This window comes from Falsiphaeobacter marinintestinus, assembly GCF_007923355.1.
Lineage (GTDB): Bacteria > Pseudomonadota > Alphaproteobacteria > Rhodobacterales > Rhodobacteraceae > Phaeobacter_A > Phaeobacter_A marinintestinus.
The window spans coordinates 406,602-421,275 of record NZ_VOGO01000003.1; the positions used below are offsets into that span (position 1 = coordinate 406,602).

Here is a 14,674-nt window from a genome sequence, read left to right on the forward strand (position 1 = left end):
GCGGGAGTTGCCTCAGGCAGCACCCGCTTTGATTTGTGCAATGCCCCCTGATCTTGGGAGATGGTCATCCTGACAACCTATGGAACGAAATAATTGATAGAAATTCACTGGGGAACACCCATTACACTTATCGTGTCGCCGAACGGGCGCACTCAAAAATTTACGACAATCGAACAAGCCTGTTACTGGCTCCACAAAAAATGGCCAGTTGCCGATTCCAGGCGTGAACATGCGCTCGACCGGATCGATGCCGCGATGAATTGTCTAGTAACCGTGACTGCAGCGCGCAAAGCTTTTGTCTCAGCCGCGAAATCCGCTGGCTTCAAGATGAAACCTGTGGCGACCGAAGCAGACGCCGTTTTCTGAAACTCTTAAACATCCGTGTGCTGAGCGTGCTCGGGATTATCAACGTCCCGACCCCGGCACCAATCCATTCAGACAACCCAAAACCAGTTTGCCAAAAGTCCAGCCCCGGCAATCTGCCCTTCTAGGAGATTGAAAGATGGCGAAACTTACAAAGAATACGTTGTTCAAACCCGCAGCTCCGCGTGCGGAAACACTGGGCGATAAAACCACCCGCGCCGTTCGGCTTATCCTTGACGAGGAAATGGAAAAGCGCGAAGCCAAGACAGATCGTTTGCGCAAGGCCCGTCTTGAAAGAGAGGCGTTTTCCAAACCCGAAGCGCCCAAGGTCAAACCCAAAGCCAAAGCAGCACCCAAGGCACCACAGTCCTGATCCCTGGATCGGTCCAGGTTTCTGTGACGCACCTGCGGGCTGTTGGACGGGATCATCGCATCTGCGATCTGTCCGGGTCAGCCGCCTAGAAGATCTAAACAGGGTCCAAAGCCTTTTGTACAAAACGGCCAACTCCCATGTCAGGCCAAGTACAAAACGGTCAAAACCCCTGTTTACGCGTCCAGTTCGGCGTCCCAGTAAAGAAAATCGATCCAGCTGTCATGCAGGTGGTTGGGCGGGAACTTGCGGCCCGTGTTGCGCAGTTCTTCCGCGCCGGGTTGTCTCGGCGGTTTGCGCAATGCCATGTTCGCCTGCCGCAATGACTTCGACCCTTTGCGCAAGTTACAAGGCGAACAGGCCGCAACCACGTTCTCCCAACTCGTCACGCCACCCGCAGCGCGCGGCACGACGTGATCAAACGTCAGATCCCCTTTCGATCCGCAGTACTGGCAGCGAAACTGGTCCCTCAAAAAAAGATTAAAGCGCGTGAAGGCCACGCGCTTTTGGGGTTTTACATAGTCTTTCAGTACAACAACCGACGGTATTCGGATCTGTGTACTGGGGCTTCGGACAACCTCGTCATACTCGGCGACGATGTCCACCCGCTCCAGCCAGGCCGCCTTGACCGCCTCCTGCCAGGGCCATAGCGACAAGGGGTAATAGGATAAGGGGCGATAGTCAGCGTTCAACACCAGCGCCGGGTATTGTTTCAATATCCCGGGTTCGCGTACGAACTCTGTCCTGAAGTCTCCGTCCATGTGCGACTCGTCCCTCACTCTGTCTGCCAGTTGCGGCACCAGAGCGGGGAACCCGCCCCAGCATCACGGGAACTATATATCGTGGTTCTCAGCTGGCAAGCCCGTAGTTTCCACTACATGTCGAAGCACGTTTAGGGTGATTAAGCGACAGGCACATGACATTCTCACAAGGTCAAGATTGCAGCAGGTGTTCCCATCCGGCGCTGTTTCAGGTAGCGGATCTGGCCATGGCCCGCCTGATCCGTTTCAACAAACCCTATGATGTGTTATCTCAGTTTACCGATGCCGGGACCGAAGGCGGCCCGCGCCGAACGCTGTCGCACTATATCGACTGCCCCGGGGTGTATCCGGCCGGCCGGCTTGATCGTGACAGCGAAGGGTTGATGTTGTTGACCGATGTCGGACGGCTGCAAGCCCGGATTTCGGACCCCAAGCACAAGCTGGCCAAGACCTATTGGGTGCAGGTCGAAGGCACCCCAGACAATGCCGCGCTTGACGCACTGGCGAAGGGAGTAATGCTGAAAGACGGGTTGACCCGACCAGCAGACGCCCGCCGGATTGATGAACCTGACGGATTGTGGCCCCGCACCCCTCCGATCCGGGTGCGCAAGTCGGTGCCAGATACCTGGATAGAGCTGACCATCCGCGAAGGTCGAAATCGTCAGGTGCGGCGGATGACAGCTGCTATTGGCCACCCGACCCTGCGTCTGATCCGGTATCGGATCGGAGAATGGACGCTTGACGGATTGGCCCCTGGGATATGGCAGGACCTACCGGTCGACCCCGGACCACCTTCGCCACGCGGCCCTTCCCACAAACCCCGCCACACACGCAAATCACCGCGCAGGTGACTTTGATTGCCCGGGCTTTGGACAGGCGGGCGCCCTGCTTCCATGGAAATCCTGATCGTCCTTGCGCCAGAGCAAGGTCAGCCCGCCGGGACCGTGTCAGACTTGCATAGCAATATGTGGCGCAACGGGAGGATTGCACAATGAGCCAGCAGGTCGACGGCGGAATTCACTATATGATCGGAGGCGGCATTGCAGCCCTGTCAGCGGCGGTGTTCCTGATCCGGGACGCCGGCGTGGCGGGATCAAGCATCCGGATTTTCGACGACCAGCCACAGCCCGGCGGTGCGCTTGACGGGACCGGCGCGGACGGTCCGGGGTTTCTGTCGCGCGGCGGTCGTATGTTTGAGCCGAACTTTCTGAACACCTTCGATTTGCTCTCAAGCATCCCGTCCGCTGACGACCAGAGCATTTCGGCCAGGGACGACATCTTCGCTTTCAATGAAATGGTTCAGGCCTCTTCGAACTGTCGGCTGGTCGCCAATGGCCAAAAGGCAGACATGGACCATCTGGGGCTGTCGCCAGCAGACATTCTGGCGTTGAACCGGGTCTTGCTGACGCCCGAACGGAGATTGGGCAACCGTACGATTTCCAACTGTTTCGACCGCACGTTCTTTGACAGCAATTTCTGGATCATGTGGTCGACAATGTTTTCGTTTCAGCCCTGGCATTCGGCGGTCGAAATGCGACGCTATCTGCAGAGATTCATTCACTTGTTCCCGGGGTTTGCGCAGATCAAGGGGATCTTGCGAACCCGGTACAACCAGTATGACAGCCTGATCGCACCGATCGTTATCTGGCTGAAAACAAAGGGCGCGCGGTTTGATCCATCGACCTCAATCTCGCAGGTCGAAATCGAGGGCGACGCCAACGCCCGACGTGTGGTTGGTCTTAAGATGGCCGATGGCAAGCACGTTGCGGTGACCGCCGATGACCGGGTTTTCATTACGCTTGGATCCATGACCGACGGCGCCACCTATGGCAGCAACACGACGGCGCCATCATTGGAGCCCGGCCCCTGCCCGTCCTGGGATCTGTGGCGTGATCTGGCGTCAACGCATTCAGGGTTTGGCACACCCGGGGCTTTCGCGGATGACATAGGCAAATCGGCCTGGACGTCCTTCACAGTGACGATGAACCGACCCGACTTTCGCGATTGGCTGGAAGGATTTACCGGCAACGCGACCGGAACCGGCGGACTGGTCACAATCCGCGACAGCGGCTGGCTGATGTCATTCGTGATGTTCCACCAACCGCATTTCCGGGCGCAATCTGACGGATCAGTGGTACTTTGGGGCTATGGCTTGCGCGGGGATCGCAATGGCGATCATGTGAAAAAACCGATGTGGCAGGCCACGGGTGATGAAATTCTGGATGAACTCTGCGGTCAGCTTGCGCCATCAGGTGCGCAACGCAACTGGTTCGACGGGGCAAGGGTGATCCCCGCCCGGATGCCCTACATCACCAGTCAGTTCATGCCACGCTGCCCGGGTGATCGTCCCAAGACCCAGCCCGAGGAGGCCGAAAACTTTGCCCTGATGGGACAATATGTTGAGCTTCCACGCGATACGGTTTTCACCGTTGAATACTCGGTTCGCAGCGCCCGCGCCGCTGTTCATGCCCTGACCGGACACAGCGCTCCGATCCCGGTCGTGCGAACCGACCGGGACCCCAGAGTGCTGTTGAAAGCGGCGCGGGTGTTGTTTGAAGTCTGACTTTAACCCAAGGGCGCTTTGACGCCGTTTGAGACTGTAAAGATCTCGCGCGAGGTGACGCCGATATCGCCCAAAGCTTCGCGAAACGCCGCCATATGCGCGGTCTGGCCGTGAAGTTTGAGTGCCTCCATGTCCTCCCACTCTTCGTAAACGCGGAACTTGTGGGGGGCTTCGACCAGTTGCGAAAACTCATAGACGATGCATCCCGGTTCCTTTCGGGTTTCCTCCATCATCTTTGTTGCCGCAGCTTGCGCCGGTCCGATCTTGTCGGCATTTAATTCGATTATTCCTGTAACGATCAGCATTATTTGGCTCCTCCCAAAATTGCATGTCGGGTCCCGGTCTGGCGCTGCCTGGACAGCTGCAAACCCTTTTCGAACAACCGGGCCTTTTGCATCAAAGGTTAGACGCTAACACGGCGCGACAGAAGCGTGTAGCATGACTTTGCTTCGGCAAATTTCTTGCGAATTATCAAAGGCCGCTTTAGCTTGATCGAATAGTTTGTTCCCGGTAACACCTTTTATTGAAATATTTTTTGGGAGGACGACCACGTGCCACTATTTAATGGAACCTTTGCAACCGACAGGATCTTCGGCAGCAACGTAAACGACACGATCAACGGCCGACGCGGGGATGACAGCCTGTACGGGCAAGGCGGCAATGACACGATCCGCGGCGACGAAGGCAACGACTGGATGGATGGCGGCGACGGGAATGACCGCATCTTTGGTGGCGATGACGAAGACTATCTGTACGGCGGTGTTGGCAACGACATCCTGAACGGCGGGACCGGCGGAACCGATTATGACTATGTCTATTACTATGGCGACGTTGGCGTTACGGTGAACCTCGCCCTGGGCACTGCGACCGATGAATTCGGCGGGACCGATACACTGATTGACATCGAATATGTGCACGCAAGCAGCGGTGCAGACACATTGATCGGCGGCAATGCGGCCAACGACGGTTGGGAATCCTTCCGCGGGTATGCCGGGAACGACTTTATCGACGGGGGCTCGGGATTTGACCGGGCGGACTATGCTCGCGATTACAACAGTAACGATGGCTCCGGTAGTCTGGGAATCATAGCGGATCTGGCGGCCGGAACGGTGCGCGATGGTTTTGGTGATACTGACACGATCGTGAATATTGAGGTGATCCGGGCGAGTATCTTCTCGGACGACTTGCGCGGTGACGGAAATGACAACTGGTTCAACCCGTTGACAGGCAGCGATTATATAGACGGGCGCGGCGGCATCGACGAAGTCAGCTATAACTCGGACAACTATTACGAAGATCGTAGCGGCTTTACCGGAATCGAGGCGGATCTGGCCAGGGGGCAGATCGTCGATACCAGCGGTTATCAGATCGACACCGTGGTCAACATTGAAAATGTACGCGGCAGCGTCTGGGATGATGACATTCGCGGCGATGCAGGCGCGAACCGGTTGCGCGGCGATGACGGAGACGATTTCCTGACGGGCCGAAACGGCAATGACCGGCTGGAAGGCGGCAACGGCAACGATGCCTTGGTCGGTGGATTGGGTGCCGACAGCCTGAAAGGTGGCGCGGGCAATGATGACCTTTGGGGCCGTCAGGGCAACGATGTCTTTGTGTTCGAAGTGGGCGGAGACGTCGACTCAGTGCGCGATTTCCGCAACAATCAGGACATGCTGGATGTGTCTGACTATGGCTTTGCGGCGGCCGCAGATGTCATCGCAGCAGCATCACAGTTCGGCAGCGATGTTCTGATTGATCTGGGCGGCGATGACATGATCGTTCTGGAGAACTTCCGGATCGCCAACCTGGACGCCAGCGACCTGATTATCTGAATTTACATACCGCTTCGCGCCGAACGGCGCGGAGCGGTTAGCCGGTCAGATCAAACCGCTTGGACACGCGATCAACTCTGGTGCCATCGGCCAAAGGCTTGGCCCGCGCGATGTCGTGATCTCTGAACCCCATGGCAGTATAGTATCCAAGCCCGGGCGCATTATCGGCGCGGATCGTAGCATTGATCTGCGTGTATCCTTCGCTGAGCGCCGCTTTGGTCGTCACAGCAAACATCGCCCTGCCCGCCCCTTTGACCGGATCGGTCTGCCGGGCAAAGCTGGCGATATCGGCGCAGTCGACCGGCAGGTTCGGATTGACTCCCAACCATTGAAACGCGGCCACATGGCCCGCGTCATCCAGCGCCACATGACAGCAGATTACTCTGTTGTCGGTCAGGAACGCGGTCGCGAACCCGCTATCGTCAAAGGCGCTTTGAAACGCGGTTGTTCCGCCGATGGCGATAATCTCGTTCAAAAGCGCGCAAGCCTCGGCCACGTCACCCTGTTCCATCGCACGGACAAGTATCGCCATATCAGAAGCTCAGCTTGTCCCGCAGAAAGGCCAGCGCCACGCCCAGACCGTCTGGAGCAATTCCATGCCCTGTGCCTTTCATGACATGCGCGAACACGTCCTGAAATCCGGCCTTGTCAAGCGCCTCGGCGGCTTCGGGCAAAGACTGAACCGGCACCACGTCATCCTGATCGCCATGAACCAACAGGATCGGCATGCGGCTGACCACGTCGTCCTCAAGTGTCTCGGGGGCCAGCAGACGGCCCGAAAACGCAACGATTCCCGCAACGGGGTCGTCGCGACGCGGGGCGACATGCAGGCTCATCATCGTGCCTTGGGAAAAGCCAAACAGAGCGACCTGTTCGGGCAGCACGTCTTCGTCGACCATCAGGGCGTCCAGAAAGGCGTTCAGATCGTCGATGGCCTGTGCCATCCCGCGTTCGGATTCTTCTTCGCTGGAGTTATCGATCCAAGGGATCGGGAACCACTGAAACCCAAACGGCGATCCGGCGCAGTTTTCAGGAGCATCGGGCGCGATGAATAGCGTATCGGGCAGATGTTCCCCCAATGGGTCGGCCAGCCCCAGCAAGTCGGCACCATTCGCGCCGTAGCCATGCAGAAACACCACGACCGACCGGGTCTCACCGGACACCGGCGCTTTGCGTTCAGCGTTAAGTACGCGAGTCATCTGATACCTTCCCTGTTCTTTGCAACGCGGTAGTAGGCCCATAACAGCCGCGCCGCAACCGACCGCCACGGTGACCAGTCTTCGGCCATCTGGCGTAACGCTTTTTCCTTGGGTCTGTCCGGCAAATCGAACAAAACACGGGCAGATTCCTGCAAGGCCAGATCGCCCGGCGCAAACACATCCGCACGGCCCAGGCTGAACATCGCATAGATCTCGGCCGTCCAGGCCCCGATGCCAGGCACAGCGACCAGTTGCCGGATCACGTCGTCAGTCGGAGCCGTGCGCAGGCTGTCATAATCAATCCGCGCGTCGGCCAGCGCCCTTGCATAGCGGATTTTCTGGCGGGACAATCCGACAGAGCGCAATTCGTCATCACTGGCCCATATGATCTTGCGCGGCCCGGTCAAACGCGCCTCTTTCATGCGGCCCCAGATTGCGTTGGCTGAGGCAACTGAAACCTGCTGGCTGACAATCGCGCTGAGCAGTTCGGCAAACCCATCGGGTTTCAGGCGCAATGGCAGCGGGCCGGTTTCGGTCAGCGCGGCCGCAAAGCGCGGGTCACATTGGGCTAACCAATCCGCGCCTTCTGCGACGCAATCTGGGGTTTCTATGATCCGGCCTACTGTCATGTGCGTGACCTTGGCGCGGGTTGTGCGCCTGTGCAAGTCGAAGCAGCTTGCCTCTTAACACATTCACAGTTACGCAATCGACATGCAGCAAATTGACGACGCCAAGGCCCGGCGAAATGTGGCCGTACTGGTAGGGGCACAAGCGCTTTTGGGCGCCCAGATGCCAATGATCTTTACCATTGGCGGGCTGGCGGGTCAGTCGCTGGCATCGAACGCGTGTTTCGCGACATTGCCGATCTCGTTGATCGTGTTGGGGTCCATGTTGGCCGCAACTCCGGTGTCGGCCATCATGCAAAAATATGGGCGTCGGGCCGGATTTCTGCTGGGTGCTTTTGCAGGCGCGCTGGGTGGGGCCGTTGGGGCCTATGGGCTGTACCTGTCGTCCTTCCCGATCTTCCTGTTGGGCAGCCTGATAACCGGCGTCTATATGAGCGCGCATGGGTTTTACCGCTTTGCTGCCGCCGATACCGCGTCAGATGCTTACAGGCCCAAAGCGATTTCCTATGTCATGGCAGGTGGTCTGGCCGCGGCGATCATCGGACCGCAGCTGGTCAAAGTGACCGCCCAGGCCATGGTCATTCCGTTTTTCGGGACCTATCTGGCCGTGATTGCTTTGAACATTGTCGGCTCGCTGCTGTTTTTCCTGCTGGACATCCCAAAGCCAAAGCCACCCACAGCCGATCAGCCGCGTGGCCGTTCGCGATGGGAATTGATCACCACGCCCCGGATCGCCGTGGCGGTGATTTGTGCCATGGTCAGCTATGCGTTGATGAACCTTGTGATGACATCGACGCCGCTGGCCGTCGTTGGGTGCGGCTATACGGCTGGCGACGCGGCAGACGTGGTGACCAGCCACGTGCTGGCAATGTATGTGCCCAGCTTTTTCACCGGGCATCTGATCGCCCGGTTCGGAGTGGAACGCATCATGGCCATCGGGTTGGCGATTCTTGCCGCCGCCGGGGCGGTTGCCCTGTCGGGTGTCGAACTTGAGCATTTCTTTATCGCGCTGATCTTGCTGGGGGTCGGCTGGAACTTTGGCTTTATTGGTGCGACCACGATGCTTGCCGGTGCACATGAAACCTATGAACGTGGCCGGATGCAGGGTCTGAACGACTTGCTGGTGTTTGGCGGCGTGACAATGGCGTCGCTAGCGTCGGGCGGGTTGATGAACTGTTCGGGCGGAACCGCGCAGGAAGGCTGGACAGCCGTCAATATGGCGATGGCCCCGTTCCTGATGCTGGCGGGTGGCGCATTGATCTGGCTGGTTCTGCGCCCGCGTCAGAACACCGCCTGACGGGCACGTTGTATCAAAGGGCGCGGGTTTAAGATCACCAGCGCCCTGTTGCAGCCTTGATCATCAGGCCCAGACGCTTGCGGGCCTCGCTTTGCCCCAGTGCACCGTTGGCGACCCTTGCCGGGTCTTTCAGTGCCTGTTTCAAGGTGGCTTTCGTTTGCCACCCGGACAAAAGCGCAGGGGACGCAACCGCCGAGATCCGGCCCCGTTGCGCACGCGCCGATTGCAGACGTTCAAGCGCAGTTCTGGCCAGCCGTTTGATCCCGTCCTGCGTACCATCGAGAAGCGGAATCCGGCCTTGCGCCTCAAGCTCGGGAACTGCTTGCAACCAGTTGGCCACCCCCGCTGCATATCCGAAATCACGGACCACGGATTCGTCGGCGTCGCCCAGTGACCTGACCGCCGCCCACAGCAACGTCCCCGATGTCTGATCAATGTAACGATCCAAGTCCGCCTGACTTTCGAACGGGTCGCGATAGATGTCCCAGCGCCGGGCCAGGACCAGCCCGTCCAATGCCTCGGACAGATTTGGCAACAGAACAGATGACAAGGGGGTGACGACCTCGTGCCGGCGCACCTGATCGCCGTCAGAGATTTCCAGCAAGGCATCGCGCCACCATTGCAAGCGCATTTCGGCAATCATCGCCTCTTGTGTCACCCACGGCGCGCGGGCCACTTCGACATTCATCGCATAGATTGGAAACAGCTTCGCACGGGCCGAAACCGGTGCAGCCATCGTCGCGCGAAACCGGTCCGGATCAGCCCGCTGCACCAATGCCGCGCAAGCCCCGATATCGGCGTTAAACTCCATTCAGGAACTCCATGATCGCGGCTTCGGTCTGGGGCGCATCGACGATACCCAGATGTGACTGATCCGGCACTACCAAATAGCTGCCCTTGCCAGTTGCCCCCGACATCAAGGGGGCGTACCCGTCTGCGACGAACGCCTCATCGTCGCGTCCAGCAATCAAAAGGAACGGCGGCAAAGCGGCCACATCCGCCAGATACTTGCTGCGCGGCGCATAGGAGGTGTTCAGCCGATAGGAATACGCCGTTGTGGCCAGATCACCATAAGGCCCTTCCAGCACCTCGGGCGGGAAGTTGAAGGTGATCACCTTGAGCCGGTTCAACCCCTGAATGCGAAGCGCATTCAACATGCTCAGACCGATCAGCCGCCGTGTCAAAGGCTGCGCCCATCCACCCGAATTGTCCCGCGTGGTCGGTGCGTTGTGCTTCAGGAACGGCGCCAAAAGCACAGCAGCATCCATCTGCGCACCATACTTGCCACCGGCAAAGCGCACCACCAATCCGCCTCCCGAAGAGTGGCCGATCACAACAACTTTTTGCCCGTCTTCCCGATAGGCGGCGATCAAGTCACTCAGGTCTTCTTCCAGTTGCCCGATATGGGGAATATCACCGCGCAAGCCCGGATTCGCCCCATGCCCGCGTAAATCGGGCACCAGAACGCGCCCCTGATCCGAAAGCCCCGACGCCAGTTGGTCAAATTGCATCCCGTTCCATCCCGATCCATGTACGAAAATGATCAATGGCCCCTGCGTTGCCCCATAGTCGCGCACCAGAAGCTCGTATCCGTCGCGCATCGGCACCGGGTCAGGCATTGGCATGTCGACCCGTACGCGCCCCAGAAGATCGCGAAAGCTCAGCCCGCCAGACCCTTTGAAAGGCCGGGGCCATTCGGACAGGATCAGACCGACGGCAATGGCAACGGTGATCAGAAAGGCAACGGTGATAAACCAAAGGATGGTCAGCAATTCATCGCCTCCTCAGACGCAATTTGGCACTGTCTGCTTCGGTTTCACGACGCATAGAAGGTATCCAAGATGATCGCGATGCGCGCGCCACACCGACATTTCGACCTCGGCTGCGTCCAGTACCTTGGTCAGTGCGGGGTCTGCGGTTGGGCGAAGCTTTGCAATGCGGGCTTCCTGAGGTTGATAATAGGCCTCCCACCCGTCATCCGAGACCGGGCGACTGTCGATCAGTTCAAATCCTGCAGCGTCAATCTCGGCCCTGATCTGGTCTGCATCGCCAACCGGCAGTCCTTCGAACAGCGCATCGACCTCTGCGGGCGGGTCTGGCTTGAACAGACACGCTTGGGAAAACGCGATGGCACCGCCCTTTGAGAGAGCAGATCGCCACCCTTGCAAGGCCTGCGTCACACCAACAAAATAGATCGCCCCCGCGCACCAGATCAGATCAAAAGGCCCCTCAGCCTCCATCATGTCCCCGCACCGCGCCGTGACGCGAGGATCATTGGCAAAGCGGTTGTTCAGGTCAGCGACAAAGCCCGGATGGCTATCCAATGCCAGAACATGCCCGTCTGGCGCGGCCTGCAACAGCGCCGCCACGTCACCCCCCGGCCCGCAACCGGCGTCCAGAATGGATGCATCGGCCAGTGTAGCGGCCCGCGATGTGGCCCAAAGCACGTCCGCTGCACTACCGGGCCCTTCGCGCGGCAACCCGTCGTGCAACCGAAAGAACGCGGTCATATCCACGGTCAGCCCCTCACGTCGCGTACCAGTTTCCACTGTATCGCGTCCAGCAGGGCCTCGAACGAGGCATCGACGATGTTGGCGCTGACACCCACGGTTGACCAACGCCGCCCCTGCCCGTCTTCGCTGTCGATGATGACCCGGGTCACGGCCTCTACTCCGCCTTGGGTAATCCGCACCTTGAAATCGACAAGCTTCATATCAGCCAGCACCGCAGAATACCGCCCAAGGTCTTTGGCGAGGGCCTTGGCCAAAGCATTCACTGGCCCATGGTCATTGCCGGTCTCATCCATCGATTCACTGACAGACAGCTTCTTTTCGCCATCGACCTTCACCACGACCACCGCTTCCGACAGGCTGACCATCTTGTTGTACTTGTTCTTGCGCCGTTCGACGGTGACCTTATAGCGTTTGACCTCAAAGAAATTCGGAATCTGACCCAGCTCTCTGCGCGCCAGAATTTCGAAACTGGCCTGCGCGGTGTCATAGGAATACCCTTCGGCTTCGCGCTCTTTCACCCGCTCCAGAATCCGCCCCAGTGCCGGATCACCCTTGGCCACGTCCAGTCCGGCCTCGGCCAAACGCTTGCGCAGGTTCGACTGCCCGGCCTGGTTCGACATTGGCACGATCCGCGCGTTCCCAACCAACGCAGGGTCGATATGTTCATAAGTTGTCGGGTTCTTGACGATGGCACTGGCGTGCAACCCGGCCTTGTGCGCAAAGGCGCTGGCCCCGACAAAGGCCGATTGTTTGGCAGGTACCCGGTTCAGGATATCGTCCAATGTGCGGCTGACCCGGGTCAGACCGCGCAATGCCGCACCCGACACCCCGATGTCATACTGGCTGGCATAAGGCTCTTTCAGCATCAGGATCGGAATCAGCGTCACCAGATTGGCATTGCCGCAACGCTCCCCCAACCCGTTCAACGTTCCCTGTACCTGCCGCACGCCCGCGTCGATGGCCGACAGTGAGCAGGCCACAGCGTTACCAGTGTCGTCATGCGTATGAATGCCCAACCGCTCACCAGGAAGGCCCGCCGCGATCACCTCGCGCACGATGCGATAGACCTCTACCGGCAAGGCGCCGCCATTGGTGTCACACAACACGACCCAGCGCGCGCCAGCGTTCAGCGCTGCCTGACAACAGGCCAGCGCATAATCCGGATTGGCCTTATATCCATCAAAGAAGTGCTCGGCATCGAACAGGGCTTCGCGCCCCTGAGCCACAATATGCGTAATCGAAGCGCGGATGTTCTCAAGGTTTTCGTCCAGCGTGATCCCCAGCGCTGCATCGACATGAAAATCATGGGTCTTTCCCACCAAACATACCGCGTGTGTCCCGGCGTTCATCACCGCCGCCAGCACGTCATCGTTATCCGCCGATCGCCCGGCCCGTTTGGTCATGCCAAAGGCCGTCAACCGGGCCCGTGTCTTGGGGGCTTCGTCAAAAAACGCAGAATCCGTCGGGTTCGCTCCGGGCCAGCCGCCTTCGATGTAATCGACACCCAGATCATCCAGCGTCTGCGCGATCTGTACTTTTTCCGAAGTCGAGAACTGCACACCCTGGGTCTGCTGTCCGTCCCGCAGCGTGGTGTCATAGATATATAGCCGTTCCGCCATCACGCCCGCCCTTCCTGCTTCTTTCTTGTCTTAAATTCCCTCGGGGGGAGATCGCCTGCGATCGGGGGGCAGACAGCCCCCTTGCTCCAGTTACTCCAGGAACCACGTCTCATTCGACTGCCCTGAGTTTGTCCATGTCGAACCCGGCGCCCGGGACAAGATCAACACCTGCCTTGCTCATCCGGACTTCCAGACCTGCATCCAGATATGCAGACTTCAGCCGGTCTACCTCCGAAAAATCCTTGCTCAACATTGCAGCCTCCCGCGTGGCCGACAACCGCTCTGCAAAGACAGACAGATCTGCAACCGGTGCAACCCAGGCTCCAAGGTCTTCGGTCAAAAGACCCATCACGCGGGCCGACGCCAAAAGATCAGCCGCAGCTCCGTCACCAGCCAGTCGGTGCAACTCGGTCAAAGCCCCCGGTGTGTTCAGGTCATCCCCAAGCGCCGCGATTACTGCGGGGGCCGCGCTGGCGGCGGGCTCGATGCCCGACGTCAGCGCCCGCCACTTGCGCAGTGTGGCGGCTGCCTCATCCGCCTTTTTCTGCGTCCAGTCCATCGGTTTGCGGTAATGCGTCGACAGGAACACAAAGCGGATCACTTCGCCCGGCACGCCCTGATCCAGCAAATCATGGACGGTAAAGAAATTGCCCAGTGATTTGGACATCTTCTTTCCTTCGACCTGCAACATCTCGTTGTGCAGCCAATAATTCGCAAAATGCCCATCGGGATGGGCACAGCGGCTTTGCGCGATTTCATTCTCGTGATGCGGAAACATCAGGTCGTTGCCGCCCCCGTGAATGTCGAAACTTTCGCCCAGCAGTTCGAACGACATGGCCGAGCATTCAATGTGCCAGCCCGGACGCCCCCGGCCCCAGGGGCTGTCCCAACCGGGCAGATCGTCTGAGGACGGTTTCCACAGGACAAAATCCATCGGGTTGCGCTTGTAGGGCGCAACTTCGACGCGGGACCCTGCGATCATGTCATCGACCGTGCGACCCGACAGTTTGCCATAGTCTTTATAGCTGTCGACCGAGAACAACACGTGCCCTCCGGCCTCATAGGCGTGGCCCTTCGCGATCAGATCAGCGATCATGATCACCATCGCAGCGATGTATTCTGTCGCGCGCGGTTCCTGACTGGGCCGCATCGCGCCAAGCGCGTCCATGTCGTCATGATACCAGCCGATCGTCTCGTCCGAGCGTTCCTTGACCAGATCCTCCAACGTGCCGTTTGCCCCCGCCTCTTTGCGCGCCAGCGCCGTGGCGTTGATCTTGTCGTCTACGTCGGTGAAGTTTCTCACGTACGTCACGTGCTCTTCCCCGAAGACATGCCGCAGCAGTCGGAAGAGCGTGTCAAACACGATGACAGGCCGGGCATTGCCCAGATGCGCGCGGTCGTAGACCGTCGGCCCGCAGACGTACATTCGTACGTTTTCAGGGTCGATTGGTACAAAGGCCTCTTTGGCCCGTGTCTTGGTATTGTATAGCTTGATCTCAACCATAGTGTCCTCGAGCGCAGGCGACGTGCC

The 14,674-nt window shown here is 58.9% G+C and carries 16 protein-coding genes; 6 read left to right on the top strand and 10 right to left on the bottom strand.

What is annotated here, in order from left to right; genetic code table 11:
• Positions 1-93 precede the first annotated feature (93 nt).
• Positions 94-366: a DUF982 domain-containing protein gene (locus tag FOY56_RS09160; protein WP_146345533.1), complete on the top strand. Its 273-nt coding sequence runs from the start codon at positions 94-96 to the stop codon at positions 364-366.
• A gap of 136 nt (positions 367-502) precedes the next feature.
• Positions 503-736, top strand: coding sequence for a hypothetical protein (locus FOY56_RS09165; RefSeq protein WP_146345534.1), 234 nt, complete (start codon positions 503-505; stop codon positions 734-736).
• Between the two features lie 173 nt (positions 737-909).
• Here the strand turns inward: FOY56_RS09165 and FOY56_RS09170 are convergent, their stop codons facing one another.
• The gene (locus FOY56_RS09170) at positions 910-1,494 is read right to left on the bottom strand and encodes an HNH endonuclease (protein ID WP_146345535.1); all 585 of its coding nucleotides are present in this window, start codon (positions 1,492-1,494) and stop codon (positions 910-912) included.
• 227 nt (positions 1,495-1,721) lie between these two features.
• Here FOY56_RS09170 and FOY56_RS09175 point away from each other — a divergent pair, with 227 nt between their 5' ends.
• Together FOY56_RS09175 and FOY56_RS09180 are read left to right on the top strand one after the other, a co-directional pair.
• Positions 1,722-2,345, top strand: a complete 624-nt coding sequence (locus FOY56_RS09175; protein WP_146345536.1) for a pseudouridine synthase — start codon at positions 1,722-1,724, stop codon at positions 2,343-2,345.
• Positions 2,346-2,485: 140 nt separating this feature from the next.
• Positions 2,486-4,057 (top strand): oleate hydratase, encoded by a 1,572-nt coding sequence (locus FOY56_RS09180; protein ID WP_146345537.1) that lies wholly within the window; start codon positions 2,486-2,488, stop codon positions 4,055-4,057.
• 2 nt (positions 4,058-4,059) lie between these two features.
• Here the strand turns inward: FOY56_RS09180 and FOY56_RS09185 are convergent, their stop codons facing one another.
• The gene (locus FOY56_RS09185; RefSeq protein WP_146345538.1) at positions 4,060-4,362 is read right to left on the bottom strand and encodes a putative quinol monooxygenase; all 303 of its coding nucleotides are present in this window, start codon (positions 4,360-4,362) and stop codon (positions 4,060-4,062) included.
• Positions 4,363-4,608: 246 nt separating this feature from the next.
• On the opposite strand from FOY56_RS09185, the gene FOY56_RS09190 reads away from it, so the two are divergent.
• Positions 4,609-5,889 (top strand): calcium-binding protein, encoded by a 1,281-nt coding sequence (locus FOY56_RS09190; protein WP_146345539.1) that lies wholly within the window; start codon positions 4,609-4,611, stop codon positions 5,887-5,889.
• 37 nt (positions 5,890-5,926) lie between these two features.
• On the opposite strand, the gene FOY56_RS09195 is transcribed toward FOY56_RS09190, so the two are convergent.
• Genes FOY56_RS09195 through FOY56_RS09205 form a run of 3 tightly spaced genes read right to left on the bottom strand, consistent with a single transcriptional unit; the run spans position 5,927 to position 7,717 of the window.
• Positions 5,927-6,421 (bottom strand): GNAT family N-acetyltransferase, encoded by a 495-nt coding sequence (locus FOY56_RS09195; protein ID WP_146345540.1) that lies wholly within the window; start codon positions 6,419-6,421, stop codon positions 5,927-5,929.
• A gap of 1 nt (position 6,422) precedes the next feature.
• Positions 6,423-7,088: an alpha/beta hydrolase gene (locus tag FOY56_RS09200; protein ID WP_146345541.1), complete on the bottom strand. Its 666-nt coding sequence runs from the start codon at positions 7,086-7,088 to the stop codon at positions 6,423-6,425.
• On the bottom strand, positions 7,085-7,717 hold the full coding sequence (locus FOY56_RS09205; RefSeq protein ID WP_146345542.1) for a DNA-3-methyladenine glycosylase family protein: 633 nt from the start codon (positions 7,715-7,717) through the stop codon (positions 7,085-7,087). Before FOY56_RS09205 ends, FOY56_RS09200 begins: the two co-directional genes overlap by 4 nt.
• 82 nt (positions 7,718-7,799) lie before the next feature.
• Between FOY56_RS09205 and FOY56_RS09210 the strand changes: the two genes are divergently transcribed.
• Positions 7,800-9,011: an MFS transporter gene (locus tag FOY56_RS09210; RefSeq protein ID WP_146345543.1), complete on the top strand. Its 1,212-nt coding sequence runs from the start codon at positions 7,800-7,802 to the stop codon at positions 9,009-9,011.
• 34 nt (positions 9,012-9,045) lie between these two features.
• Here the strand turns inward: FOY56_RS09210 and FOY56_RS09215 are convergent, their stop codons facing one another.
• The 5 genes from FOY56_RS09215 to cysS all read right to left on the bottom strand — a co-directional run bounded on the left by FOY56_RS09215 (position 9,046) and on the right by cysS (position 14,647).
• A complete protein-coding gene (locus FOY56_RS09215; RefSeq protein ID WP_146345544.1) occupies positions 9,046-9,822 on the bottom strand; it encodes a squalene/phytoene synthase family protein in 777 nt (258 codons plus the stop codon).
• Positions 9,812-10,783 carry an alpha/beta hydrolase gene (locus FOY56_RS09220; RefSeq protein WP_222434968.1) on the bottom strand — a complete coding sequence of 324 codons (972 nt, stop codon included), beginning with the start codon at positions 10,781-10,783 and terminating at the stop codon, positions 9,812-9,814. The genes FOY56_RS09215 and FOY56_RS09220 overlap by 11 nt, the downstream gene beginning before the upstream one ends.
• A 12-nt stretch (positions 10,784-10,795) precedes the next feature.
• A complete protein-coding gene (locus FOY56_RS09225) occupies positions 10,796-11,521 on the bottom strand; it encodes a class I SAM-dependent methyltransferase (protein WP_146345679.1) in 726 nt (241 codons plus the stop codon).
• Positions 11,522-11,529: 8 nt separating this feature from the next.
• Positions 11,530-13,143 carry a citramalate synthase gene (gene cimA / locus FOY56_RS09230; protein ID WP_146345545.1) on the bottom strand — a complete coding sequence of 538 codons (1,614 nt, stop codon included), beginning with the start codon at positions 13,141-13,143 and terminating at the stop codon, positions 11,530-11,532.
• Positions 13,144-13,252: 109 nt separating this feature from the next.
• On the bottom strand, positions 13,253-14,647 hold the full coding sequence (cysS, locus tag FOY56_RS09235; RefSeq protein WP_146345546.1) for a cysteine--tRNA ligase: 1,395 nt from the start codon (positions 14,645-14,647) through the stop codon (positions 13,253-13,255).
• Between the last annotated feature and the right edge of the window lie 27 nt (positions 14,648-14,674).

Excerpts from the sequence above, each read along its gene's own strand:
- FOY56_RS09175 (WP_146345536.1), top strand. The coding sequence starts at position 1,722 with ATGGCCCGCCTGATCCGTTTCAACAAACCCTATGATGTGTTATCTCAG.
- FOY56_RS09170 (WP_146345535.1), bottom strand. The coding sequence starts at position 1,494 with ATGGACGGAGACTTCAGGACAGAGTTCGTACGCGAACCCGGGATATTG.
- FOY56_RS09195 (WP_146345540.1), bottom strand. The coding sequence starts at position 6,421 with ATGGCGATACTTGTCCGTGCGATGGAACAGGGTGACGTGGCCGAGGCT.
- FOY56_RS09225 (WP_146345679.1), bottom strand. The coding sequence starts at position 11,521 with ATGACCGCGTTCTTTCGGTTGCACGACGGGTTGCCGCGCGAAGGGCCC.
- FOY56_RS09205 (WP_146345542.1), bottom strand. The coding sequence starts at position 7,717 with ATGACAGTAGGCCGGATCATAGAAACCCCAGATTGCGTCGCAGAAGGC.
- FOY56_RS09185 (WP_146345538.1), bottom strand. The coding sequence starts at position 4,362 with ATGCTGATCGTTACAGGAATAATCGAATTAAATGCCGACAAGATCGGA.
- FOY56_RS09215 (WP_146345544.1), bottom strand. The coding sequence starts at position 9,822 with ATGGAGTTTAACGCCGATATCGGGGCTTGCGCGGCATTGGTGCAGCGG.
- cimA (WP_146345545.1), bottom strand. The coding sequence starts at position 13,143 with ATGGCGGAACGGCTATATATCTATGACACCACGCTGCGGGACGGACAG.
- FOY56_RS09200 (WP_146345541.1), bottom strand. The coding sequence starts at position 7,088 with ATGACTCGCGTACTTAACGCTGAACGCAAAGCGCCGGTGTCCGGTGAG.
- FOY56_RS09180 (WP_146345537.1), top strand. The coding sequence starts at position 2,486 with ATGAGCCAGCAGGTCGACGGCGGAATTCACTATATGATCGGAGGCGGC.
- FOY56_RS09165 (WP_146345534.1), top strand. The coding sequence starts at position 503 with ATGGCGAAACTTACAAAGAATACGTTGTTCAAACCCGCAGCTCCGCGT.
- FOY56_RS09210 (WP_146345543.1), top strand. The coding sequence starts at position 7,800 with ATGCAGCAAATTGACGACGCCAAGGCCCGGCGAAATGTGGCCGTACTG.
- cysS (WP_146345546.1), bottom strand. The coding sequence starts at position 14,647 with ATGGTTGAGATCAAGCTATACAATACCAAGACACGGGCCAAAGAGGCC.